Raw genomic sequence first — 23,211 nt, forward strand, 5'->3', positions numbered from 1 at the left:
TTCCATGCAAGAACACACCAAATCCTCCACGCTCGAAAACGCTATTGCACTGCAAAAATATGGCGTCGGGCAGCCGGTCCGCCGCAAGGAGGACGATACCCTGGTGCGCGGCAAGGGCCGCTACACCGACGATTTCAACCTGCCCGGCCAGGTCCATGCTGCGATCGTTCGCTCGACCCATGCCCACGGCGTCATTCGCGGCATCAACATCGATGCCGCCAGGGCGATGCCGGGCGTGCTCGGGGTGTGGACCGGCAAAGACCTCGATGCGGCCGGCTACGGCCCCTTCACCTGCGGCCTGCCGCTGAAGAGCCGTGACGGCTCGCCCCTGCTCCAGACCAACCGCCAGCCGCTCGCAACCGACAAGGTCCGCTTCGTCGGCGATCCCGTCGCCTTCGTGGTGGCGGACACGCTGGCCCAGGCGCGCGACGCGGCCGAGGCGGTCGAGCTCGATATCGAGCCGCTGCCGGCGGTGACCGATCCCGAGCAAGCCGCAAAACCCGGCGCACCGCAACTCTACGACCACATCCCGAACAATGTCGCGCTCGACTACCACTATGGCGACATCGACAAGGTCGACGCCGCCTTCGCCAGCGCCGCTCACGTGACCAAGGTCGACATCGAAAACACCCGTGTCGCCGTGGTCTCGATGGAGCCGCGCGTCGGCCTTGCCTCCTACGACAAGAAGACCGAGCGCTACACCATCCAGATGCCGACACAGGGTGTCGCCGGCAACCGCGCCAACCTCGCCAAGAACCTGAAGGTGCCGAACGAGAAGGTGCGCATCCTCACCGCCAATGTCGGCGGCTCCTTCGGCATGAAGAACGTCAATTATCCCGAATACATGTGCATCCTGTACGCGGCCAAGGAATTGGGACGGCCGGTGAAATGGCTGGACGAACGCTCGACCAGCTTCTTGTCGGACAGCCACGGCCGTGCGCAGAAGATTCACGCGGAGCTCGCGCTGGACGCCGAGGGGCATTTCCTCGCCGCCAAGCTATCGGGCTACGGCAATCTCGGTGCCTACATCACCGGGGTTGCGCCCAGTCCGCTCTCGCTCAACACCAGCAAGAACTTCTCCAGCGTCTACCGCACGCCGCTGATGGCCGTCGACATCAAGACGGTGCTGACCAACACCACGCTGATGGGCGCCTATCGCGGCGCCGGCCGGCCCGAGGCGAACTATTACATGGAGCGGCTGATCGACCGCGCCGCCGACGAGATGGGCATCAACCGCCTGACGATGCGCAAGCGTAACTTCATCAAGCAGAACCAGATGCCGTTCGCCGCGTCCTCCGGCGTCACCTATGACAGCGGAGACTTCCAGGCTGTCTTCAACAAGGCGCTCGAAATCTCCGACCACGAGAATTTTGCCAAGCGCAAGAAGGAGAGCAAGAAGTCCGGCAAGCTGCGCGGCATCGCCGTCGGCTCCTATCTGGAGGTGACCGCACCTCCCGGCGTCGAACTCGGCAAGATCGTGTTCGATCCCGACGGATCCGTGCAGCTCATCACCGGTACGCTCGATTACGGCCAGGGCCACGCATCCGCATTCGCGCAGGTGCTGTGTGCGCAGCTCGGTGTCCCCTTCGACAGCGTCAAGCTGGTGCAGGGCGACAGCGACATCGTCCACACCGGCAATGGCACCGGCGGCTCGCGCTCGATCACCGCGACCGGCATGGCGATCGTGGGTGCCGCCAAGCTCGTGATCGAAAAGGGCAAGCGCGCCGCCGCGCATATGCTCGAGGCATCCGAAGCCGACATCGAATTCGAAGGCGGCAGTTTCACGATCGCCGGCACCGACCGCAGCATCGACATCATGGAGCTCGCCAAGCGCCTGCACGACGGCACGCCGGAGGGCGTGCCCGACAGCCTCGACGTCGATCACACCAGCGAACCGGTGCCCTCGGCCTTCCCGAACGGCTGCCATGTCGCCGAAGTTGAAATCGACCCTGAGACCGGCGTCGTGCAGATCGTGCGCTACAGCGCGGTCAACGATTTCGGCACGGTGATCAATCCGCTGCTGGTCGCGGGCCAGCTCCATGGCGGCGTCGTCCAGGGCATCGGCCAGGCTCTGATGGAGCACGTCCGCTACGACGAGAGCGGTCAGCCGATCACGGGCTCGCTGATGGACTACGCACTGCCCCGCGCCGAGGACGTTCCGAACATGACGATCGGCGACCACCCGGTGCCGGCCACGACCAATCCACTCGGCAGCAAGGGCTGCGGCGAAGCCGGCTGCGCCGGCAGCCTGTCGACAGTCGTGAACGCGGTGATCGACGCGCTCTCCGACTACGGCATCAAGCACATCGACATGCCGCTGACGCCGGAGCGTGTGTGGCGCGCGATCCAGGATGCGAAGGGGAAAGCGGCGTAAATCACGCTCTCTCCTTCGTCATGGCCGGGCTTGACCCGGCCATCCACGCCGTGAGGCATCAAGAACGTGGATGCCCGGGACAAGCCCGGGCATGACGATGTGGTGATGATGTGCCCCGTACCTACCGCCTACGCCGCCGCCTGCTCGCGCGGCTGGTAGATCGCGGTGTGCTGGCAGTGCGCCAGCGGCGTCGTGCCGTTGGCGACCACCAGCGCGTCGAGCTCGACGAAGCGGTGGCCCTTCTTCTCGTAGTTCGCGGTGACTTTGGCCCGCGCGGTGATCTCGTCGCCGGCGCGCGCGGCTGACAGCAATTGCATGCGGCTGCCGACATGGATCCACGGGCCGAGGATCGTGTTGTCCACCAGCACGCGGTTCATGACGCGCTGGATCAGGCCGGGGTGGCCGAGCCCCTCGCGCGCGAAGATCGGATCGGCCTCGCGGATGTCGGCGAGATAGTCGGCCGCATCCTGCCCGGCCCAGCGGCGCGGCGTCGTACCGAGCCATTTGCCGGTCTCGAATGTTGCCGGGCTGACCGGTTTGCGCTCGGCAATCGCGGGGACCTCGAGATAGTCGCTCAACGACACCGCAGTCGCAGTTGCCGGCAGCGACGCCGTCCCCGTCGCGCAGAGCTCGATGCGGCTGAACACCTCGATCGTGAGCAGGCCGTTGTGCTCGGTCGCATCGACGTCGGCGGTCTCGCCGTCATAGACCGGTTTGATGAAACGCGCCTCGATCAGCCCGCGCGACAGGAAATCGCGGCCCCAGCGCGCCACCGGCACATGCATCATGTAGGCGAAGACGTCGACGCCGGGAACCAGCCCACCGGAAAAGCCGAAACGGCGCGCCACATTGTCGTCATGCATCTTGTTTTCGGATTGCTTGGCCGTGTTGTAGGCCTCGACACGATAGGTTTCGAGCCGGTTCGGCATGGCTTGGCTTTCCCCAAATTCTTGTTGTTTCGGGCCGATCGTAGGCCCTGAGGAACCGGGGTCAATCCCCTCGCCTTTGCGGCCCGAATGGGGTACCACGCGGCTGCTGCGGAACCGCTTCGCAAGCCCCATCTACGGACAATGACGAACCGTCAAAACACCACACGCATCTATGTCGACGCCGACGCCTGTCCGGTGAAGGACGAGATCTATCGCGTCGCCGGCAGACACCGCCTGCCCGTGAGCGTGGTCGCGGGCAATTTCATCCGCGTGCCCCAGGATCCGCTGATCGAGCGGGTCGCCGCGGGTGCCGGCATGGACGCGGCCGATGACTGGATCGCAGAACGCGCCGGGCCCGGCGATATCGTCATTACCTCGGATATTCCGCTCGCGAGCCGCTGCGTGAAGGCCGGCGCCGATGTGATTGCGTCCAACGGCAAGGCGTTCACCGAGGAATCGATCGGGATGACGCTCGCGGTCCGCGACCTGATGACCGATCTGCGCTCGGCCGGCGAAGTCACCGGCGGTCCGAAATCATATTCACCGCGCGACCGCTCGACGTTTCTGTCGACGCTCGACCAGACCATCCGCCGCATCCAGCGCCGCCGCGCCGATCAGGCCGCAACAAGACAGGACTGAGACACCGCATGGCGCCACCGCTGATTCAACTGCGCGATATCAAGCTGACCTTTGGCGGCACGCCGCTCCTGGCGGGCGTCGAACTGTCGGTTTCGACCGGCGAGCGCGTCTGCCTGATCGGCCGCAACGGTTCCGGTAAATCGACGCTGCTCAAGATCGCCGCCGGCCTGGTCGAACCGGATGGCGGCAGCCGCTTCGTGCAGCCCGGCGCCACCATTCGCTACCTGCCGCAGGAGCCGGATTTTTCCGGTTTCTCCACCACGCTCGCCTATGTCGAGGCGGGCCTCAATGCCGGCGACGACCACTATCAGGCGCGCTATCTGGTCGAACAGCTTGGTCTCAGCGGCGAAGAAGATCCGGCGCATGTCTCCGGCGGCGAAGCCCGCCGCGCGGCGCTGGCGCGCGTGCTGGCGCCCTCACCCGACATCCTGCTGCTGGACGAGCCGACCAACCATCTGGATCTTCCGACCATCGAATGGCTGGAGAGCGAACTGGAGAGCCGCCGCTGCGCGCTGGTGATCATCAGCCACGATCGGCGCTTCCTGGGCAATCTATCGCGCAGCACCGCCTGGCTCGACCGCGGCCAGATCCGGCAGATCGACCGGGGCTTCAGTGCCTTCGAGGCCTGGCGCGACGAGGTGCTCGCGGAGGAAGAGCGCGACCAGCACAAGCTCGACCGCAAGATCGTCAACGAAGAGCATTGGTTGCGCTACGGCGTCTCGGGCCGCCGCAAGCGCAACGTCAAGCGGCTCGGCAATCTCCACGCGCTGCGCGACCAGCGCCGCACCCATCGCGGCGCGACGGGCAACGCCAACCTCGCGGCTGCCGAAGCCGACAAATCCGGCAAGCTCGTCATCGAGGCCAAGAATATCAGCCGGTCCTATGGCGAGCGAAAGATCGTCGACGGCTTCTCGATCCGCGTCCAGCGCGGCGATCGCATCGGTATCGTCGGCCCGAACGGCGCCGGCAAGACCACGCTGATCGAGATGCTGACCGGCGGCAGCGCACCGGACAGCGGCAGCATACGGCTCGGCGCCAACATCGAGATGGCGACGCTCGACCAGCATCGGGAAAGTCTCGATCCGAAGACGACGCTGGCCGAGGCGCTCACCGGCGGCCGCGGCGACCATGTTATGGTCGGCGGCAAGCCGAAGCATGTCGTGAGCTATATGAAAGACTTCCTGTTCGCCCAGGAACAGATGCGCACGCCGCTGGAGGTGCTGTCGGGCGGTGAGCGCGGCCGGCTGATGCTGGCACGCGCGCTGGCGAAGCCTTCCAACCTCCTGGTGCTGGACGAGCCGACCAACGACCTCGACCTCGAGACCCTCGACGTCCTCGAGGAAATGCTCAGCGACTACGAGGGCACCGTGATCCTGATCAGCCACGATCGCGATTTTCTCGACCGCGTCGTGACCTCCGTGATCGTGCCCGAGGGCAACGGACGCTGGCTCGAATATGCCGGCGGCTATACCGACATGCTGGCCCAGCGCGGCGCCGACGTGAAGCGCGCGACAGCGAAGGCCGTCGAAGAGACAAGAGAACAGCGATCAGCCGCGCCTTCCGGCGTCGCGAGACGACGGCTGACCTTCAACGAGCAACACGCGCTGGAGACGCTGCCCAAGACCATCGCCAAGCTGCAAGCCGAGATCGCCAAGCAGCAGCGCTTCCTTGACGACCCCGATCTCTTCCGCAAGGATCGCAAGCGCTTCGACCAGGCCTCCGATGCTCTGACGAAGGCGCAAAAGGAGCTGGCGGAGGCCGAAGACAAATGGCTGGAGCTCGAAGTGCGGCGCGAAGAGATTGAACAGGCCTAGCGTGCATTTCGCAAAAGTGGACACCGCTTTGCAAACAGAATGCGCGCCAACTCAGAGACTTCCATGACAACGACCCTCGCCGCCAAGATCGCCCGCGAATACGGCACGCCCTGCGCCGTCATCGACATGGACAAGGTCGAGCGCAACATCGCGCGGATTCAGAAGGCCTGCGATGACGCGGGGATCGCCAACCGTCCCCACATCAAGACGCACAAGAACCCCACCATTGCGAAGATGCAGATTGCTGCGGGCGCCAAGGGCATCACCTGCCAGAAGCTCGGTGAAGCTGAGATCATGGTCAATGCCGGTGTCGATGACATCCTGATCAGCTACAACCTGCTCGGCGAGGAGAAGATGGCGCGGTTAGGGGCGCTGCAGGCAAAGGCGAACATGACGGTCGCCGCCGACAATTCGACCGTCGTTGCCGGCCTGCCCAAGGCCGCTGCGGCCTCAGGCCGACCGCTGTCGGTCGTGGTCGAATGCGATACCGGCCGCAAGCGCGCCGGCGTCGAGACGCCCGCCGAGGCCATTGCCCTGGCGCAGGAGATTGCTGCATCCAAGGGACTGCAATTCGCCGGCTTCATGATGTATCCGACCGAGACTGGCTGGGCGGACGCGCAAAAATTCTATGACGAAGCTCTGGCCGGCGTGCGCGCGCACGGGCTGGATGCAAAGATCGTCTCGACCGGCGGGACGCCGAACCTGAAGAATCTCGGCAAGCTCAAGGGCGGCACCGAGCACCGCTTCGGCACCTACATCTACAACGATCGCATGCAGGTCGCGGCCGGCGTCGCCACCTGGGACGACTGCGCGCTGCACATCTATTCAACCGTGGTGAGCCGTGCCGCGCCCGAGCGCGGCATCCTCGATGCCGGCTCCAAGACGCTGACCACGGATACCGGCGGGCTCGACGGCCACGGCCTGATCCTTGAGCACCCCGAAGCCAAGATCGCGCGCTTCGCCGAGGAGCACGGCTTCCTCGATCTCTCCCGCAGCAACACCCGGCCCAATGTCGGCGACATCGTGCGGGTCGTGCCAAATCATGTCTGCGTCGTCGTCAACATGATGGACGAAGTGGTGATGGTGCGCGGCGAGGAGATCATCGGCACGCTGCCGGTGGCGGCACGGGGGAAGCTGCGGTAGCTAGCCCCCGATCAGCGCCTGGAGTTCCCGGACCAAGCCATCGCGGAAGAGTTTGATCGGCCGCTCCAGCCGACCGGCGGGGGCGCGATGCACCACCCATGCGCGCACGGCGGGTTTGAAGTCGCGCGCAGCGACCGGCTTGAGCCTGTCGCGAAATGCGCTGCGTTTCAGGGCGATCGGGGTGACCAGCCCGACGCCGAGGCCACGCGACACCAGCGACAGGCGGAGCTCACTGTCCAGCGCCTCGACGGCGATGTTGAACGGCAGATGCGAGGCGTCGAATTTCCGCTTCAGCGTATCGCGAAATCCACAGCCGTCCTGGTTGATCACCCACGATAATTGGGACAGCCGTTCCAGGTCGACGGTGCGCGGGATCTTCATCTCACGTGCGACGACGAAGACGACGGGCTGCGCGCCGAGATCGTCGGCCGCGAGATCGGCGGGCGGCACTGCACCGTCGGGGAGACAGATCGCGGCTGCATCGAGCTCGTTGCGGCAGACACGCTCGAGCTGGTTCGGTGACCAACCGGAGACCACCTGCACCGCCAGCGCGGGAAATTCGGCGCGCACCGCATCGAGTGGTGCGGTCAGGCCCGCCTCCGAGAGAAACGGCGTCAGACCGAGCCTGAACTCGCCGCGGACCATTCCGTCGTTGGCCACGCCCGACTTGAGGTCGTCCAGCATCCTGAGCAGACGCCTGCCCTGCTCGTAGGCCTCATGGCCCGCTGCCGTGGGCTTCAGGGGCTTCGAGAGCCGATCCAGAAGCTGCGCCCCCAACATCTCCTCGAGATTCTGGATACGTCGGGTCACGCCAGGCTGGGTGAGATTGAGACGCGCCGACGCTGCGACAATCGATCCGGTCTCAACCACGGCGACGAAAGCAACAAGGTCATGGGTATTCATAACAAACCCGCATATTCTTTATAGGCTTATTTGAATTGTAGCATATTGATGTCCCCGCTTAAAGGGTCCCGCGCCACAGTTGCGAGGTCCCATGACTGTCTCCGAAACCACCAGGCCTGCGTCCCGAAACCAGCTCGCCGAGCGGCCGCTGATCTGGCTCGGCGCGATCACTGCCGGTGTCGTCGTCACCAATTTGTTCGCGCCGCAGATCCTGCTCGGCTCGATCGGCCGGTCGATGTCGATGCCGGCGTGGCAGGCGGGGCTGATCAGCACGCTGACCTTGCTGGGCTACGCACTCGGCCTGCTGCTGCTCGTACCTCTGGTCGATCTGGTCGAGAACCGGCTTGTCATCCTCCGCACACTCGGCTGCGCGATCCTCGCCGCTCTCGCAACGGCGCTCGCGCCGACGCCCGCGCTTCTGCTGCTCGCCACCTTCATCCTTGGCGCCTGCTGCGCGGCGATCCAGATGATGGTTCCGCTGGTCGCATCGATGGTGGCGCCGGATCGCCGCGGCCAGGCCATCGGCGAGGTGATGGGCGGATTGATGATCGGCATCCTGTTGTCACGACCGGCGGCGAGCCTGATCGCCGATCTCTGGAGCTGGCGCGCCTACTATGTCGTCTCGGCCGCTCTGATGGCCCTGCTTGCCGGCGCGCTCGCCCGCTACCTTCCAACCCTTCGACCGACGGCACGCGCGAGCTACACCGAGTTGCTGCTGTCCTTTCCAAGACTGCTGCGCGAAGAGCCCGTGCTGCGCGTGCGGGCCTGGACCGCATCTCTTGTCATGGCCTCCTTCACGGCGTTCTGGTCGGCGGTCGCGCTGCGGCTGCCGGAGGAGCCGTTCGATCTCGATGCCAAGGGAGTTGCCGCTTTTGCACTGATCGGCGTAGCGGGCGCCGCGGCGACACCGATGGCTGGCCGCTGGGGCGACAAGGGCCGGGCGCGGCCGATGTTCTTTGCCGCCCATCTGCTCATCATCGGGTCGCTCGCGCTCTGTGCCTGGGCGGGAGCGCTGGACTCCCAGATCACTAGTCTGCTGGTCCTGAGCCTCGGCACGATCCTGCTCGACGTCGGCATCACCACCGACCAGACGTTGGGCCGTCGCGCCATCAACCTGTTGCGCCCCGAGGCCCGCGGTCGCATGAACGGCCTGTTCGTCGCGCTGTTCTTTATCGGCGGTGGCGTCGGCGCGGCGGCGGCATCGCTGGCCTGGAGTTTTGGCGGCTGGACGATGGTCTGCGCGGTGGCGGCAAGCTTTGGCGTGCTCGGCCTCCTGACGGATCTCGCAACCCGGACCGGAACATCGTGATGGGATGGTCAGGACGACAATTGGGCGAGCCGTTGCAAGACGCCCCTGCCCGCCGCAGCTCCGATCGCGAACGAGGCCTGGAGCAAATAGCCCCCCGTCGGCGCCTCCCAGTCCAGCATCTCACCGGCCGCGAACACGCCCGGCAGCTTGCGGATCATGAAGTCGGCGTCGAGCTCGTCGAAGGAAATCCCGCCGGCGCTGGAGATCGCGCGCGCGATCGGCGCGACGCCTATGAGCTTGATCGGCACGGCGTTGATGAGCTCCGCCAATCGCTCAGCCGGTATTGCCGACAACGACTGGTCAGCACCGATGGCGGCTTCCTGCAACAGCCCGCCCGCGACTGGCGACAGCTGCGCAGCCTTGCGCAGGAAGTTCGAGAACGATTGCTTGCCGCGCGAGGCGGACAGGCGCTTGACGAGTTCGCCATGATCGACATCCGGCCGCAACGCGACGTGCAGGAGCGCTGCGCCGCTCGCCGCGATCGCCTCGCGCAGTTCGGCCGATAGTGCATAGATCGCCCCGCCCTCGATCCCGCCGCTTGTGATCATGGCCTCGCCGCGCACGCGGTGTGGGCCGAAGGACAGCGTGATGCCCTTGAGCGGCTGGCCTTCGAAGCGCGCGCGGAAGATTTCGGACCAGTCGACGGTGAAGCCGGAGTTCGCTGGCCGCAGCGGCGAGATCGCAACGCCTTTGTCGGCGAGGATCGTCGTCCAGCCGCCATCGGAGCCCAGTCGCGGCCAGCTGGCGCCGCCGAGTGCCAGCACTGTCGCGTCCGCGGTGATGGCGGTAGCACCGCCGGGTGCGTCAAAGACCAGTCGTCCTTTCCCGTCCCAGCCCATCCAGCGTTGGCGAAAGGCAAAGCGCACGCCAGCAGCATCGAGGCGCCGCAGCCAGGCCCGCAGCAAGGGCGATGCCTTGAACGCTTTCGGAAACACACGCCCGCTGGAGCCGACAAAGGTCGGCTCGCCCAGCGCCTCGCTCCAGGCGCGCAGCGCGTCAGGCGGAAAGGCGTCGATCGCCGCTGTTAGCTTCGGCGCCGCCTCGCGATAGCGCGCCATGAACTGCGGCAGCGGTTCGCTGTGGGTGAGATTGAGCCCGCCGCGGCCGGCCATCAAAAATTTGCGGCCCGCGGACGGCATCGAATCGTGGACGGTCACACGAGCACCGCCCTGCGCGAGCACTTCGGCCGCCATCAGCCCGGCAGGGCCGGCGCCGATGACGGCGACGGCTGTCAGAGTTTCACCCCGGCGCGCGCAGCGGCCTGCGCCACATACTTCTGCGTCTGCTCGAACGCCCCCTGCAGCGCCTTCGCCTTCGACATGTCGCTGATCTCGGCGAAATGCGCTGCGACCGCGTCCGGGGTCCACTCGGACTCCGGCAGGTTGATGCCTTCGCTTTCGACGATCTTGATCACCGCGAACGAGCCGGCGCCAGCGCCCATGATGGTGCGGGTCGGCGCATCCTCGCTCAGCATGTACTCGACCGCCGGCGTGATCGCGTTCGGCTTCATCAATTGCAGCGCCTGCGGCGGCAGCAGCTCTTCCGTCATCCGGGTTGCCGCTGTCGGCGAGATGATGTTGACGCGGATGTCGGTCTTGCGGCCCTCTTCCGCCAGCACGTTCATCAGGCCGACCATGCCGGACTTGGCCGCACCGTAATTGGCCTGGCCGAAATTGCCGTAGAGGCCGGAGGACGACGTCGTCAGCACGATGCGGCCATAGTTGCGATCGCGCATGCCGGCCCAGGCCGCCTTGCAGCAATAGAAGGTGCCGACGAGATGCACGTCGAGTACCTTCTGGAAATCGGCCGCTTCCATCTTGCCGAACGACTTGTCGCGCAAAATGCCGGCATTGGCGCACAAGAGATCGACGCTGCCCCACTCCTTGGTGGCGCGCTCGACCATCGCGGTGACCTGCTCGAAATTGGAGACGTCGGCACCGTCGGCCATGGCAATGCCGCCCGCTTTACGGATCTCCTCGACCACGGCTTCCGCCGGCGAGAGCGAGCCGCCGCTGCCGTCGCGCGCGCCGCCGAAATCGTTGACCACGACGTTGGCGCCACGGCTTGCCAATCCCAGCGCGTGCGCGCGCCCCAGACCATTGCCCGCGCCGGTGACGATGGCGACGCGTCCGTCGAACCTAATTGCCATGAGTGCAGTTCCTGCTTCTTCTTCCTTCTCCCCTTGTGGGAGACGGTGGCGCGAAGCGCCGGATGAGGGGTTGTCTCGACGAGCGAGTCCGCGGAGAGATACCCCTCACCCGGCTTCGCTCCGCGAAGCCACCCTCTCCCACAAGGGGAGAGGGTCAGACCGCGCTTTGGGTCGCTTTTTGACCAGCGATGGGTTGCCGGGTCAAGCCCGACCGTGCCGGCCCGCCTCAGGCAAAATAGATCAACCCCAGCCACTCCGCGACCAGCGCGGGCTTGTCCTCGCCTTCGATCTCCACCGTGACGTTGGTGCGCGACTGCAATTCATTCGGCTTGCGCAGCTTGGCTTCCGCCAGCACGAAACGGCCGCGAACGCGCTTGCCCGAGCGCACCGGCGAGATGAAACGCAGCTTGTCGAAACCGTAATTGACGCCCATCGTGGTGCCCGCGATGACGGGCATCACCTCGTAGGACATGATCGACAGCAGCGACATCGTCAGGAAACCGTGCGCGATGGTGGTGCCGAACGCCGTCTCCTTCGCACGCTCCGGGTCGACGTGAATGAACTGGTGATCCTCGATCACGTTGGCATAGGTGTCGATGCGGGGCTGATCGACCAGGTGCCACGACGACACGCCGATCTCCTTGCCGACCATGGCCTGATAGGCGTCCAAGGCAATCGGCGGCTTCTTCCAGACTTCGTTCACTTAGGTCTCACTCCGTGTTTTCGGCAGCTCCGGAAAATCCTCTTCGCGGAATTCCCGGCCGCGCAGGGGATCGTTGCGATCGTCGTCACGCTCAAGGCGTCTGAGCTGAACCCGGCGGATCTTTCCCGAGATCGTCTTCGGCAGCTCCGTGACGATTTCGAGGCGGCGGATGCGCTTGAACGGCGCAAGGCGCGTGTGCAGATGCCTGAAGATGGAGAGCGCGGTTTCCGGCGAGCGCTCCGCGCCGGATGTCAGCAGCACAAAAGCTTTGGGAATCGCGAGCCGGATCGGATCCGGGCTCGGCACCACGGCGGCTTCCGCGACGAGCTCGTGCTCGAGCAACACGCTCTCGAGCTCGAACGGGCTGATGCGATAGTCGGAGGATTTGAACACGTCGTCGGACCGGCCGACGAAGGTGAGATAGCCATCGTCGTCCTCGAACACGACGTCGCCGCTGCGATAAAGCTCGCCTTCGGCGCCGGACAACCTGCCGTCGTCGCTCTGATAGCCCTGCATCAAGCCGGCGGGGCGGTCTTCGCCGAGCACCAGAGCCACCTCGCCCTCCTTGGCCGGATGACCATCGGCGTCGCTGACCTGCACGCGATAGCCCGGTAGCGGCCGTCCCATCGAGCCGATCTTGATCCTTTGCCCCGGCGAATTGCCGGCGAGCGCGGTCGTTTCGGTCTGGCCGTAACCGTCGCGGATGGTGAGCCCCCAGGCGGCCTGCACCTGGTCGATCACCTCAGGATTGAGCGGCTCGCCGGCACCGCAGACCTCGCGCAAGGCCACCTTGAACGACGCCAGGTTCTCCTGGATGAACAGCCGCCACACCGTCGGCGGCGCGCACAGCGTGGTGACACCGCAGCGGCCGATGGTGGCCAGCAGCCCCTTGGCGTCGAAGCGCGGCTGGTTGACCACAAAGACGGTTGCGCCCGCGTTCCACGGCGCGAAGAAGCAGCTCCAGGCGTGCTTGGCCCAGCCGGGCGAGGAGATGTTGAGATGGACATCGCCGGGCTTCAACCCGATCCAGTACATGGTCGAGAGATGGCCGACGGGATAACTGCGCTGGCTGTGCCGCACCAGTTTTGGCTTTGCGGTGGTGCCTGAGGTGAAATAGAGCAGCATCGGGTCGTCGGCGTTGGTCGGGCCGTCAGCTGCAAAACTCTCCGACGCCTTTGCCGCGTCATCATAGGAAAGCCAGCCATCGGAGGCTTCGCCCACGACAATGCGGACGATATTGTCGGCACCAAGACTTGCGAACTTCGCAACCTGGTCCTGCGCTGCCACGACCGCCTTCGCCTTGCCGCGATCGAGCCGGTCGCGGAGCTCGTCGGCGGTGAGCAGCGTCGTTGCGGGAATCACGACGACGCCGAGCTTGATCGCGGCCAGCATCGTCTCCCACAGCGGAACGACATTGCCGAGCAGCAGCAGGAGATGATCGCCGCGCTTCAAGCCCTGTGCACGAAGGAAGTTCGCGACCTGGTTGGAGCGGCGCGACAACGCTCCGAACGAGAGCTTGGTCTGCCGGTCCTGCGCGGCATCGACGATCCAGAGCGCAGGACGATCCTTGCTGTCCGCATTCGCCGCCAGCTCGGCGTCGAACCAGTCGAGTGCCCAGTTGAAGGGAACAGGATCGGGCCAGCGGAAGCCCTTGACCGCTGTCTCGTAGTCCGTGCGGTTATGAAGCAGAAACGCGCGCGCTTCCTGAAATGTCGTCATCAAGCTTTCCCGGCCAGCCCCCTAACGTGCTTGATAATTCCGGAAAAATCCACCCCGCCCTGGCCGGCTGCGTCGAATGACTGATAGATCTCCTGCGCATGCTTGCCGAGCGGCGTCGCCGCGCCGGCGGCCTTGGCGGCGTCCTGCGCCAGCGTCAGATCCTTCACCATCAGCGCCGAGGCAAAACCCGGCTTGTAATCGTTGTTGGCGGGCGAGGTCGGCACCGGCCCGGGCACCGGGCAATAGGTCGTCAGCGACCAGCACTGGCCCGACGAGGTCGAGGCGACGTCGAACAGCGCCTGATGGGAGAGCCCGAGCTTCTCGGCCAGCGCGAACGCCTCGCTCACCGCGATCATGGAAATGCCGAGGATCATGTTGTTGCAGATTTTTGCGGCCTGGCCCGCGCCGGCGCCGCCGCAATGCACGATCTTCTTGCCCATGTTCTCCAGCACGGGCTTTGCCGCTGCAAACGCGTTGTCTTCGCCGCCGCACATGAAGGTGAGCGTTGCGCCCTTGGCGCCGCCAGTGCCACCGGAGACCGGCGCGTCGACCGAAAGCACCCCGTGCTTGGCCGCCAGCACATGCGCCTGGCGCGCGCTCTCGACGTCGATGGTGGAGGAGTCGATGATCAGCGCGCCCTTGGTCATGACAGGAACGACCTCGCCCCACACGCCGAGCACATGCTTGCCGGCCGGCAGCATGGTGACAACGACATCGGCGCCCTTCACGGCGCCTGCCGCGCTCTCGGCGATGCCGGCACCGTCAGCCTTGGCCTGGTTGCGGGAGGCCTCGGCGAGGTCGAAAGCGACGACCTTGTGGCCGGCCTTGACCAGATTGGCGGCCATGGGGCCGCCCATGTTGCCGAGACCGATGAATGCGATCGTGGCCATCTTGGTTTCCTCCGCTGAACGTTTCGTTGATTAGTTGAACTTCAATTCGTCGGCGCCGATCTCGGCGAGATAGTACGCAAGCATGTCCGGCGTGACGTCCTCGATCCGCGACGGCGACCAGGTCGGATTGCGGTCCTTGTCGATCACCGCGGCGCGCACGCCTTCGCGAAAGTCGTCGCTGCGAAAGACTTCCAGCGCAGCCCGATATTCGCGCACCAGGCATTCTTCCAGGCTCGACGCGATGCGCGCGAGCCGCAGCAGCTTGAGCGTCACCACCATGCCGCGCGGCGATTTTTCGTTGAGCGTCTTCAACGTCGCGAGCGCGAACTCGGAACCGTCGCGCTTGAGCGCGGCAAAGATGTCTTCCATGCGGTCAAAGCCGAACAGCGCGTCTATCGCCGCCTCTTTGGCTGCCACCGGCCCCGCGATCTCCCCGGTCGCAAAACCGTTGATGACCTTGCTGACATCGGCCGCCGTGACGCCCTGGCGAACTTTGGTCAGCGCGTCGCGCAACTCGGGCCATTTGGCCGCCGGTACCACCGCGTCGGCAAACTTCGCGTGGATCGCATCGGGGCCGTTCATGGTCTGGCCGGTCAGGCCAAAATAAGTGCCGATCTCGCCCGGCGCGCGTGACAACAGCCAGGTGCCGCCGACATCGGGGAAGAAACCGAGCCCGACCTCGGGCATCGCGAGCCTGGTGCGGTCGGTCACGATTCGATGGCTCGCATGTGCCGAAAGCCCGACGCCGCCGCCCATCACGATGCCGTCCATGAAGGCGACATAGGGTTTCGGGAATTTCTTGATCCGGGCGTTGAGGATGTACTCTTCCCGCCACAGGATCTTGCCGAGGTCGCCGCCGACCTTGGAGCTCTCCCAGAGCGCACGGATGTCGCCGCCCGCACACAGGCCGCGCTCGCCGGCACCTTCCAGCACGATCACGGCAACGGCGGGATCGGCCTGAAAACGGTCGAGCGCCTTGTCGATGTCGCGAAACATCTCCAGCGTCACGGCATTGATTGCCTTCGGACGGTTGAGCCTGACAATGCCGGCCGCGCCCTCGACCCGCGCGACCAGGTCGCCCTCCTCCACTCCACTCATCGGGCGCTCTCGATCAATTTGCGCGCCACGATCAGCCGCATGATTTCATTGGTGCCTTCGAGAATCTGGTGCACGCGCAAATCGCGCACGATCTTCTCGATGCCGTATTCGCTGAGATAGCCGTAGCCGCCGTGAAGCTGGAGCGCCTGGTTTGCGACCTCAAAGCCGGCATCGGTGCCAAACCGTTTTGCCATGGCGCACAGCATGGTGGCGTCCGGATCTTTCCGGTCGAGTGCGGCCGCTGCCCGCCACAAGAAGGTACGCGCAGCTTCTAACTCGATCGCCATGTCAGCGAGCTTGAACTGCAGCGCCTGGAATTCGTCGAGCCGCTTTCCAAAAGCCTTGCGCTCTTTCATGTAGGCGCGCGCCTTGTCCAGCGCGGTCTGCGCGCCGCCTAGTGAGCACGCCGTGATGTTGAGACGCCCGCCGTCGAGGCCCGCCATCGCGATCTTGAAGCCGACGCGCTCCTCGCTCAAGCGATTGGCAACCGGAACGCGCGCGTTCTCGAAGATCACGGCGCGGGTCGGCTGCGCGTTCCAGCCCATCTTGCGCTCGTTGGCGCCGAACGAGACGCCCGGCGTCTTGCCGTCGATCACGAGCGTCGAGATGCCGCCGGGGCCGTCGCCACCGGTGCGCACCATCGTGACCAGCAGATCGGTGTCGCCGGCGCCGGAGATGAACTGCTTCTGGCCGTTGAGGAGGTAATGATTGCCATCGCGCACGGCGCGGGTGCGCAGCGCCGCCGCGTCCGAGCCGGCGCCGGGCTCGGTCAGGCAGTAGCTCGCGATCAGCTCCATGGTGCAGAGCTTGGGCAACCATGTGTGGCGCTGGGTGTCGCTGCCGTAGGCATCGATCATCCAGGACGCCATGTTGTGGATGGAGATGAAGGCCGAGGTGGTCGGACAGCCTGTCGCCAGCGCCTCGAAGATCAGCGCCGCGTCGAACCGCGACATCGCGGAGCCGCCGACATCGTCGCGGATGTAGATGCCGCCCATGCCGAGCGTAGCGGCCTCGCGCATGACCTCGACCGGAAAATGCTTCTCCTCGTCCCAGCGCAGCGCGTGCGGCGCGATCTTTTCCGCCGCAAACGCCAACGCCATGTCGCGAACCGCGATCTGATCCTCGTTCAGAGCGAACTGCATGATGGGCTGCTCATTTCTTACTCGTCATTGCGAGCGAAGCGAAGCAATCCAGACCGCCTCCGCGGAAAGATACTGGATTGCTTCGTCGCTGCGCTCCTCGCAATGACGGCCGAGGAGATCACTTCATCAGCGGGATCGAGAACTCCGCGCCTTCCTTGACGCCGGACGGCCAGCGCGAGGTCACCGTCTTGGTCTTGGTGTAGAAGCGGACCGAATCCGGACCGTGCTGGTTGAGATCGCCGAAGCCCGACTTCTTCCAGCCGCCGAAGGTGTAATAGGCGATCGGCACCGGAATCGGCACGTTGATGCCGACCATGCCGACATTGACCTTGGCAGCGAAATCGCGCGCGGCATCGCCGTCGCGGGTGAAAATCGCAACGCCGTTGCCGTAATCATGCTCCGACGGCAGCGCCAGCGCTTCCTTGTAATCGTGCGCGCGCACGACCGAGAGCACGGGGCCAAAAATCTCTTCCTTGTAGATTCGCATGTCCTTGGTGACGTTGTCGAACAGCGAACCGCCGAGATAGAAGCCGTTCTCGTAGCCCTGCATCTTGAAGCCGCGGCCGTCGACGGCGAGCGTCGCGCCTTCCTTGATGCCGATGTCGATATAGCCCTTGACCTTCTCGACCGCCTCCCGCGTCACCAGCGGACCATAATCGGCGGACGGATCGATCGAGGTGCCGATCTTGAGCGACTCGACGCGCGGGATCAGCTTTTCCATCAAGCGGTCGGCGGTGGACTTGCCGACGGGGACCGCGACGGACACGGCCATGCAGCGTTCGCCGGCCGAACCGTAGCCGGCGCCGATCAGGGCGTCGACCGCCTGGTCCATGTCGGCATCCGGCATGATGATGGCGTGGTTCTTGGCGCCGCCAAAGCACTGGCAGCGCTTGCCGGTCTGGGCTGCACGCTCGTAGATGTATTGCGCGATCGGCGTGGAGCCGACGAAGCCGACGGCCTTGATATCGGGATCGTCGAGGATGGCGTCGACCGCTTCCTTGTCGCCGTTGACGACATTGAGAATGCCGGCCGGCAGACCCGCCTCGATCATCAGCTCGGCAAGCATCATCGGCACGCCGGGATCGCGCTCCGATGGCTTCAGAATGAAGGCGTTGCCGCAGGCAATCGCAGGCGCGAACTTCCACATCGGGATCATCGCCGGGAAATTGAACGGCGTGATGCCGGCGACGACGCCGAGCGCCTGGCGCATCGAGTAGATGTCGATGCCGGGCCCGGCGCCTTCGGTGTATTCGCCCTTCATCAGGTGCGGGATGCCGCAGGCGAATTCCGCGACTTCGAGGCCGCGCTGGATGTCGCCCTTGGCGTCCGGAACGGTCTTGCCATGCTCGCGGGCGAGCAGTTCGGCGAGCTTGTCGTAGTCGCGCTGCACCAGCTCGACGAATTTCATCATGACGCGGGCGCGGCGCTGCGGGTTGGTCGCGGCCCATTCCGGCTGCGCGGCGCGGGCGTTCTCCACGGCGGCGCGAACCTCGGCCTTGGACGCCAGCGCCACCTTGGCCTGGACGTCACCCGTCATCGGCTCGAAAACGTCGGCGGTGCGGCCCGAGGTGCCCTTGACCTCCTTGCCACCAATGAAATGTCCGACTGAACGCATGGAATGGTCTCCTTAAGGCAAGCTTGAACGCTTTGACAAATCCTATCGACCTGCATTTTATAGGATTCAAGTCTGAGATAATGCACCATAGATGTGCGAAAATGCTGGATCAAGGCGCTATCGACTGGGACGACTTCCGCTTCGTGCTGGCCATCGTGCGGGGCGGCTCGGTTTCGGCTGCGGCAAAACAGCTCGGCGTCGACCATGCTACCGTCATCCGCCGCGTCGACCGGCTGGAGAAGCACCTCTCGGCCAAGCTGTTTGACCGGCGCAAGACCGGCTACCTGCTGACAGAGGCCGGCCAGCGCGTCGCCGACAGCGCGGAAGCCATGGAATCGACCATCGTCGCCAACCAGGAGCAGGTCGGTGGCTCCGTGGCGCGGCTGACCGGAACGGTGCGGATCGGCGCCCCCGACGGATTTGGCACCGCCTTCCTGGCGCCCCGGCTCGCTCAGTTCGCCGACCGGTATCCCGATCTCGATTTGCAACTGGTGGCAACCGCGCGGCTGTTCAGCCTCTCCAAGCGCGAGGCCGATATCGCCATCAGCCTGACCATGCCGAAGGAAGGCCGCATCGTCGGCCGCAAGCTGCTCGACTACCGACTCGGACTCTATGCCGCGCCCGCCTATCTCGACCGCTTCCCGAAAATCACCTCGCGCGAGGTCCTGCCGCAGCATCGATTCGTCGGCTATATTGAGGAGCTCTTGTTCACGCCCGAGCTCGACTATCTGCCGCAGGTGTCGCCGAAGGTCTCCGCACGCTTGCGCAGCGCCAATCTGATCGCACAACTCAATGCCACGCTCGCCGGCTTCGGTATCGCCGTGCTGCCGCACTTCATGGCGGCTGACTATCCGCAGCTGATTGCGGTGCTGGCGGAAGAGGTCTCGATCACCCGCACCTTCTGGATGCTGATGCACGCCGACAGCAAGGACCTCGCACGCATCCGCGCGGTGGCGGATTATATTTCCGAGATTGTGGAGCGCGAGCGGGCGCTGTTTGCGGGGCGGACTTCGTAGGGTGGGTTAGCCCTGCAGATGCGCAAAGCGCATCTGCTCGGCGTAACCCGCCAACTTCGTCCAGTGCTCACTGAAGCATGGTGGGTTACGCTTCGCTAACCCACCCTACGCATTCAACGGCACCTCGGCCTAACTCTGCTTCACCTTCTTCGCAGCCGCCACCTTCGGCTCACGCCGCGCGCCATCGAGCGCGCTGTCCTTGCCCGTCTTCAGCACCTCGTCCGACAGCTCGCTCGAGCCGGCAATGCGCGCGAGCAGCATGGTGCCGGCCATGGTCGCCAGGGTCGCGATCGCCTGCTTGCGCGCGGCCTTGCGCGGCAGATTCGGGATGAAGTCCGTGATCATCTCGATCATCTCGTCGAGCTTGCCGGCAAAGGCCTTTCGCGTCTTCGGACTCTCGCGGGCGATCTCGGCACCGAGCGCGGGGATCGAGCAGCCGTGACCGGGGTTGTCGCGATGCACCGTCGAGAGATAGGTCTCGACGATCTGGGGGAGCTGCTTCTCCGGCGCGACCTGATCGGACTGCTTGCGCCAGTGCTCCATCGAGCGATCCATGGCGTAGTCAAACGCCTCGATCACCAGCGCCTCGCGGGAATCGAAATGGGCGTAGAAGCCGCCATGGGTCAGGCCCGCTTCCTTCATGAGGTCGGCGACACCGATGCCGTGGGCGCCCTTTTCGCGCAGCCGCACGGAGGCCTTCTTTACGATGCGGTCGTGGGTTTCCTGCTTGTGTTCCCGGGAATAGCGCATGCGGATCTCATTGGATGTCGGAGGTCATCTAATAACACGGATATCGGCCGGACGGCGCATTAATTCCCGGTAAAATTGTTGCCGATCATGGAAAAGGTCGCGGTTGCGTGCACCGCAAGCGCCCCCTGACCGTCGCGGACGAACCCCTCGGTGTAGCTGGTCAGGCGTCCCAGCTTGATCACCTTGCCTTCGGCGGAGATCAACCCGGACCGGACCGAGAGCGGACGCAGAAAGGTCATTTTCAGATCGAGGGTGACGGAGCCCTGCCCGGGCTCCAGCCGGGTCGAGATCGCACACCCCATGGCGGTGTCGATCAGCGCGGCGGCTGTGGCTCCGTGCAGGAGGCCAATAGTGTTCTCGAGATCATCGCGCGGCTCGAGTTCCATGACGATCCGGCCCGGCTCGACCACGGCCATGACGAAGCCGATCAGCTTGGCAAAGGGCGGCGGCGGCAGCCTTCCGTCGCGGATGCCCAGCATCGCATCCATGCCTGACAGGCCCATCGCCACTTTCGCAACCGGCGCAGGCACCTGCCACTCCACCACCCGCTCGCGCCGGCCCGCAGGCGAAAACAGGTCGAGTTGATCGTTGCTGGTCATCGTGACCTCTTGGTATGACTTCCATCATACTATGCTGCGGACTTCGCGCTGGCAACTGCTTCCCGCCCGCTTGACAAGCAATGCGTTTCGGCTCGGAAGTGTGACCTGACCGGCGTATTCGCACGTCTACGAAACTCAGAGATCCTCTCATGGAAATGCTCAACCACCACTGCGGCGTGACGCGCGATGCGCGCGGCGTCGTTCATGTCGCGATCTGCAATGCCGGCTCGCTGAACATTTTGGGCTCGCCCGTCACCGATGCGGTGCGCGAAGGCTTGCAGCAGCTCTCGTCCGACCGCAGCATCCGGGTTGCGGTGCTGCGCGGCCAGAGCGAGAAGAGCATGATCGGCGGCGCCGACATCAAGGAGATGGCCAGGCTCGACCAGAAGTCCGCCGAGGCCTTTATCAGCCGCCTGCGCGATCTCTGCGAAGCGGTGCGCACTTTCCCGGCTCCCATGATCGCGCGCATGCCCGGCTGGTGCCTTGGCGGTGGGCTCGAAGTCGCTGCCGCCTGCGATTTCCGGATCGCGGCGCATGACGCGCATTTCGGCATGCCGGAGGTGCGCGTCGGCATTCCCTCAGTAATCCATGCCGCGCTGCTGCCGCGTCTGATCGGGTGGGCCCGCGCACGCTGGCTGGTGATGACCGCGGAGAACATCGACGCGCCGACGGCGCTGGCCTGGGGACTGGTCGACAAGGTCGCGCCGGAGGGCGGGCTCGACGCCGAGGTCGAGCACCTTGTGCAGGCGCTGCTCGAATGCGGCCCCGAGGCGCTGCGCTCGCAGAAAGCACTGCTGCGGCAATGGGAGGAACTGCCGCTGACGGAGTCGGTGAATTTGAGCGTGAAGGTGTTCGGCGAGTCGTTCCTGACGGACGAGCCGACGCGGCTGATGGGCGCGTTTGTGAATCGGAAGCGGTAGGGCCATCAGCAACGGTGTCATGCCCCGCGAAGGCGGGCATCCAGTACTCCGCGCGCCATCGGTTCAATCACAACCGCCTCGGTGTACTGGATCGCCCGCCTGCGCGGGCGATGGCAGCAAGTTGTGGGACAACCTCTTCCGTTCGCACGACCAAATCTCATGCGAACCACAAGATTTTCTCATGCCCGACGCAGTTGCATTTTTTGCGCCGCATCATATGATGATCATAATCTTACATCTCCGACATCTTAGGGAGTCTCCCCCATGGCCGAAGCCGCCGATCCCGTCGTCATTGTCTCCGCCGTCCGTAGCCCGCTCGGCCGTTTCATGGGCGAGCTGTCGCCGCTCCCCGCACACAAGCTCGGATCGCACGTGATCGGCGCGGCACTGGAGCGTGCCAAGCTTGCGCCGGAGAAGGTCGACGAGGTCTTCATGGGCTGCGTCCTTCCCGCGGGCCAGGGCCAGGCCCCGGCGCGCCAGGCTGCGCGTGCCGCCGGCCTGCCCGATGCCACCGGCGCGACCACCGTCAACAAGGTCTGCGGCTCGGGCATGAAAGCGACCATGCTGGCGCACGACATCATCCGCGCCGGCTCGGCCGAGATCGTCGTCTCCGGCGGCATGGAAAGCATGAGCAACGCGCCGTATCTGCTCGCCAAGGCGCGTGGCGGCTATCGCGCCGGCCATGACCGCATCATCGACCACATGATGATGGACGGGCTCGAAGACGCCTACGAGACCGGCCGCTCCATGGGCGATTTCGGCGAGGCCACCGCCGAAGCCTATCAGTTCACCCGCAAGGACCAGGACGCCTTCGCGATGGAAACGTTGAGCCGCGCGCGCAAGGCGGTCGAGGGCGGCGCCTTCAAGGCCGAGATCGCGCCGATCACGCTGAGCGAGAAAGCCGGCCCCCGCATCGTCGCCAATGACGAGCATCCGCTGAAGGTCGATCCCGCAAAGATCCCCGGGCTGAAGCCGGCGTTCCGCGCCAACGGCACCATCACGCCGGCGGCCTCCTCCGCCAACGCCGACGGCGCCGCTGCGCTGGTGCTGACGAAGCGCTCGCTCGCCGATCGCAGCGGCCTGCCGGCTCTGGCCGAGATCAAGGGCCACGCCACTCACAGCCAGGAGCCGCAATGGTTCACCACGGCACCGATCCCGGCGATCCGCAAGCTGCTCGACAAGGTCGGCTGGAGCGCCGACGATGTCGACCTGTTCGAGATCAACGAAGCCTTCGCCGTGGTGGCGATGGCGGCGCAGCGCGATCTCGGCATTCCCCGCGACAAGCTCAACATCAACGGCGGCGCCTGCGCGCTCGGCCATCCCATCGGTGCCACCGGCGCACGGCTGATCGTGACGCTGCTGCATGCGCTCGAGGCGCGTAACCTCAAGCGCGGCGTGGCGGCGCTCTGCATCGGCGGCGGCGAAGCCACAGCAATCGCGGTGGAGCGCCTGACGCACTAACGTTAAAGTCCGTAAATGAGGGAACTCTGTCATTTCAG

General features: G+C 65.2%; 20 protein-coding genes. 8 read left to right on the forward strand and 12 right to left on the reverse strand.

Annotated features, from left to right (window positions below; translation table 11 throughout):
• Positions 1-4 precede the first annotated feature (4 nt).
• Positions 5-2,374, forward strand: coding sequence for a xanthine dehydrogenase family protein molybdopterin-binding subunit (locus AC0L20_RS02045; protein WP_473287218.1), 2,370 nt, complete (start codon positions 5-7; stop codon positions 2,372-2,374).
• Positions 2,375-2,502: 128 nt separating this feature from the next.
• On the opposite strand, the gene AC0L20_RS02050 is transcribed toward AC0L20_RS02045, so the two are convergent.
• A complete protein-coding gene (locus tag AC0L20_RS02050; protein ID WP_473287219.1) occupies positions 2,503-3,303 on the reverse strand; it encodes a hypothetical protein in 801 nt (266 codons plus the stop codon).
• Positions 3,304-3,444: 141 nt separating this feature from the next.
• On the opposite strand from AC0L20_RS02050, the gene AC0L20_RS02055 reads away from it, so the two are divergent.
• From AC0L20_RS02055 to AC0L20_RS02065, 3 genes are all read left to right on the forward strand, one after another.
• The gene (locus AC0L20_RS02055; protein ID WP_473287220.1) at positions 3,445-3,942 is read left to right on the forward strand and encodes a YaiI/YqxD family protein; all 498 of its coding nucleotides are present in this window, start codon (positions 3,445-3,447) and stop codon (positions 3,940-3,942) included.
• Positions 3,943-3,950: 8 nt separating this feature from the next.
• The gene (locus AC0L20_RS02060) at positions 3,951-5,756 is read left to right on the forward strand and encodes an ABC-F family ATP-binding cassette domain-containing protein (RefSeq protein WP_473257398.1); all 1,806 of its coding nucleotides are present in this window, start codon (positions 3,951-3,953) and stop codon (positions 5,754-5,756) included.
• Positions 5,757-5,819: 63 nt separating this feature from the next.
• Complete coding sequence (locus AC0L20_RS02065) at positions 5,820-6,899, forward strand: alanine racemase (protein WP_473287221.1); 1,080 nt, start codon at positions 5,820-5,822, stop codon at positions 6,897-6,899.
• Here AC0L20_RS02065 and AC0L20_RS02070 read toward each other — a convergent pair whose 3' ends face one another.
• Positions 6,900-7,802 carry a LysR family transcriptional regulator gene (locus AC0L20_RS02070; RefSeq protein WP_473287222.1) on the reverse strand — a complete coding sequence of 301 codons (903 nt, stop codon included), beginning with the start codon at positions 7,800-7,802 and terminating at the stop codon, positions 6,900-6,902.
• A 91-nt stretch (positions 7,803-7,893) separates the two neighbouring features.
• Between AC0L20_RS02070 and AC0L20_RS02075 the strand changes: the two genes are divergently transcribed.
• Positions 7,894-9,111: an MFS transporter gene (locus AC0L20_RS02075; RefSeq protein ID WP_473287223.1), complete on the forward strand. Its 1,218-nt coding sequence runs from the start codon at positions 7,894-7,896 to the stop codon at positions 9,109-9,111.
• Positions 9,112-9,119: 8 nt separating this feature from the next.
• Here AC0L20_RS02075 and AC0L20_RS02080 read toward each other — a convergent pair whose 3' ends face one another.
• The 8 genes from AC0L20_RS02080 to AC0L20_RS02115 form a co-directional block, all read right to left on the reverse strand.
• On the reverse strand, positions 9,120-10,346 hold the full coding sequence (locus tag AC0L20_RS02080; protein WP_473287464.1) for a BaiN/RdsA family NAD(P)/FAD-dependent oxidoreductase: 1,227 nt from the start codon (positions 10,344-10,346) through the stop codon (positions 9,120-9,122).
• Positions 10,343-11,260 (reverse strand): SDR family NAD(P)-dependent oxidoreductase, encoded by a 918-nt coding sequence (locus AC0L20_RS02085; protein WP_473287224.1) that lies wholly within the window; start codon positions 11,258-11,260, stop codon positions 10,343-10,345. Before AC0L20_RS02085 ends, AC0L20_RS02080 begins: the two co-directional genes overlap by 4 nt.
• Positions 11,261-11,486: 226 nt before the next feature.
• On the reverse strand, positions 11,487-11,963 hold the full coding sequence (locus AC0L20_RS02090; protein WP_473287225.1) for a MaoC family dehydratase: 477 nt from the start codon (positions 11,961-11,963) through the stop codon (positions 11,487-11,489).
• On the reverse strand, positions 11,964-13,682 hold the full coding sequence (locus AC0L20_RS02095) for an AMP-binding protein (RefSeq protein ID WP_473287226.1): 1,719 nt from the start codon (positions 13,680-13,682) through the stop codon (positions 11,964-11,966). It abuts the gene before it with no gap.
• On the reverse strand, positions 13,682-14,572 hold the full coding sequence (mmsB, locus tag AC0L20_RS02100) for a 3-hydroxyisobutyrate dehydrogenase (protein WP_473280960.1): 891 nt from the start codon (positions 14,570-14,572) through the stop codon (positions 13,682-13,684). The genes AC0L20_RS02095 and mmsB overlap by 1 nt, the downstream gene beginning before the upstream one ends.
• A 30-nt stretch (positions 14,573-14,602) precedes the next feature.
• Positions 14,603-15,670 carry an enoyl-CoA hydratase/isomerase family protein gene (locus AC0L20_RS02105; protein ID WP_473287227.1) on the reverse strand — a complete coding sequence of 356 codons (1,068 nt, stop codon included), beginning with the start codon at positions 15,668-15,670 and terminating at the stop codon, positions 14,603-14,605.
• On the reverse strand, positions 15,667-16,812 hold the full coding sequence (locus AC0L20_RS02110; protein ID WP_473287228.1) for an isobutyryl-CoA dehydrogenase: 1,146 nt from the start codon (positions 16,810-16,812) through the stop codon (positions 15,667-15,669). The genes AC0L20_RS02105 and AC0L20_RS02110 overlap by 4 nt, the downstream gene beginning before the upstream one ends.
• A 118-nt stretch (positions 16,813-16,930) precedes the next feature.
• On the reverse strand, positions 16,931-18,427 hold the full coding sequence (locus tag AC0L20_RS02115) for a CoA-acylating methylmalonate-semialdehyde dehydrogenase (RefSeq protein WP_094896561.1): 1,497 nt from the start codon (positions 18,425-18,427) through the stop codon (positions 16,931-16,933).
• A gap of 101 nt (positions 18,428-18,528) precedes the next feature.
• Between AC0L20_RS02115 and AC0L20_RS02120 the strand changes: the two genes are divergently transcribed.
• Entirely contained in the window at positions 18,529-19,443 is a 915-nt protein-coding gene (locus AC0L20_RS02120) for a LysR family transcriptional regulator (RefSeq protein ID WP_473287229.1), read from the forward strand.
• Between the two features lie 129 nt (positions 19,444-19,572).
• Here the strand turns inward: AC0L20_RS02120 and AC0L20_RS02125 are convergent, their stop codons facing one another.
• Together AC0L20_RS02125 and AC0L20_RS02130 are read right to left on the reverse strand one after the other, a co-directional pair.
• Entirely contained in the window at positions 19,573-20,193 is a 621-nt protein-coding gene (locus tag AC0L20_RS02125; protein ID WP_473287230.1) for a TetR/AcrR family transcriptional regulator, read from the reverse strand.
• A gap of 59 nt (positions 20,194-20,252) precedes the next feature.
• Positions 20,253-20,792, reverse strand: coding sequence for a PaaI family thioesterase (locus AC0L20_RS02130; protein ID WP_473287231.1), 540 nt, complete (start codon positions 20,790-20,792; stop codon positions 20,253-20,255).
• A 149-nt stretch (positions 20,793-20,941) separates the two neighbouring features.
• Between AC0L20_RS02130 and AC0L20_RS02135 the strand changes: the two genes are divergently transcribed.
• Together AC0L20_RS02135 and AC0L20_RS02140 are read left to right on the forward strand one after the other, a co-directional pair.
• Positions 20,942-21,712, forward strand: coding sequence for an enoyl-CoA hydratase (locus tag AC0L20_RS02135; RefSeq protein ID WP_473287232.1), 771 nt, complete (start codon positions 20,942-20,944; stop codon positions 21,710-21,712).
• A 264-nt stretch (positions 21,713-21,976) separates the two neighbouring features.
• Positions 21,977-23,173, forward strand: a complete 1,197-nt coding sequence (locus AC0L20_RS02140) for an acetyl-CoA C-acyltransferase (protein ID WP_473287233.1) — start codon at positions 21,977-21,979, stop codon at positions 23,171-23,173.
• Positions 23,174-23,211: the final 38 nt, after the last annotated feature.

It is taken from the genome of Bradyrhizobium sp. Kon58 (genome assembly GCF_055807455.1).

What these genes read in the sequence shown, in the direction of transcription:
- AC0L20_RS02135 (WP_473287232.1), top strand. Translation starts at nt 20,942, where the DNA reads ATGGAAATGCTCAACCACCACTGCGGCGTGACGCGCGATGCGCGCGGC.
- AC0L20_RS02085 (WP_473287224.1), bottom strand. Translation starts at nt 11,260, where the DNA reads ATGGCAATTAGGTTCGACGGACGCGTCGCCATCGTCACCGGCGCGGGC.
- mmsB (WP_473280960.1), bottom strand. Translation starts at nt 14,572, where the DNA reads ATGGCCACGATCGCATTCATCGGTCTCGGCAACATGGGCGGCCCCATG.
- AC0L20_RS02115 (WP_094896561.1), bottom strand. Translation starts at nt 18,427, where the DNA reads ATGCGTTCAGTCGGACATTTCATTGGTGGCAAGGAGGTCAAGGGCACC.
- AC0L20_RS02125 (WP_473287230.1), bottom strand. Translation starts at nt 20,193, where the DNA reads ATGCGCTATTCCCGGGAACACAAGCAGGAAACCCACGACCGCATCGTA.
- AC0L20_RS02105 (WP_473287227.1), bottom strand. Translation starts at nt 15,670, where the DNA reads ATGAGTGGAGTGGAGGAGGGCGACCTGGTCGCGCGGGTCGAGGGCGCG.
- AC0L20_RS02095 (WP_473287226.1), bottom strand. Translation starts at nt 13,682, where the DNA reads ATGACGACATTTCAGGAAGCGCGCGCGTTTCTGCTTCATAACCGCACG.
- AC0L20_RS02050 (WP_473287219.1), bottom strand. Translation starts at nt 3,303, where the DNA reads ATGCCGAACCGGCTCGAAACCTATCGTGTCGAGGCCTACAACACGGCC.
- AC0L20_RS02055 (WP_473287220.1), top strand. Translation starts at nt 3,445, where the DNA reads ATGACGAACCGTCAAAACACCACACGCATCTATGTCGACGCCGACGCC.
- AC0L20_RS02120 (WP_473287229.1), top strand. Translation starts at nt 18,529, where the DNA reads ATGCTGGATCAAGGCGCTATCGACTGGGACGACTTCCGCTTCGTGCTG.
- AC0L20_RS02045 (WP_473287218.1), top strand. Translation starts at nt 5, where the DNA reads ATGCAAGAACACACCAAATCCTCCACGCTCGAAAACGCTATTGCACTG.
- AC0L20_RS02140 (WP_473287233.1), top strand. Translation starts at nt 21,977, where the DNA reads ATGGCCGAAGCCGCCGATCCCGTCGTCATTGTCTCCGCCGTCCGTAGC.
- AC0L20_RS02110 (WP_473287228.1), bottom strand. Translation starts at nt 16,812, where the DNA reads ATGCAGTTCGCTCTGAACGAGGATCAGATCGCGGTTCGCGACATGGCG.
- AC0L20_RS02075 (WP_473287223.1), top strand. Translation starts at nt 7,894, where the DNA reads ATGACTGTCTCCGAAACCACCAGGCCTGCGTCCCGAAACCAGCTCGCC.
- AC0L20_RS02065 (WP_473287221.1), top strand. Translation starts at nt 5,820, where the DNA reads ATGACAACGACCCTCGCCGCCAAGATCGCCCGCGAATACGGCACGCCC.
- AC0L20_RS02130 (WP_473287231.1), bottom strand. Translation starts at nt 20,792, where the DNA reads ATGACCAGCAACGATCAACTCGACCTGTTTTCGCCTGCGGGCCGGCGC.
- AC0L20_RS02060 (WP_473257398.1), top strand. Translation starts at nt 3,951, where the DNA reads ATGGCGCCACCGCTGATTCAACTGCGCGATATCAAGCTGACCTTTGGC.
- AC0L20_RS02070 (WP_473287222.1), bottom strand. Translation starts at nt 7,802, where the DNA reads ATGAATACCCATGACCTTGTTGCTTTCGTCGCCGTGGTTGAGACCGGA.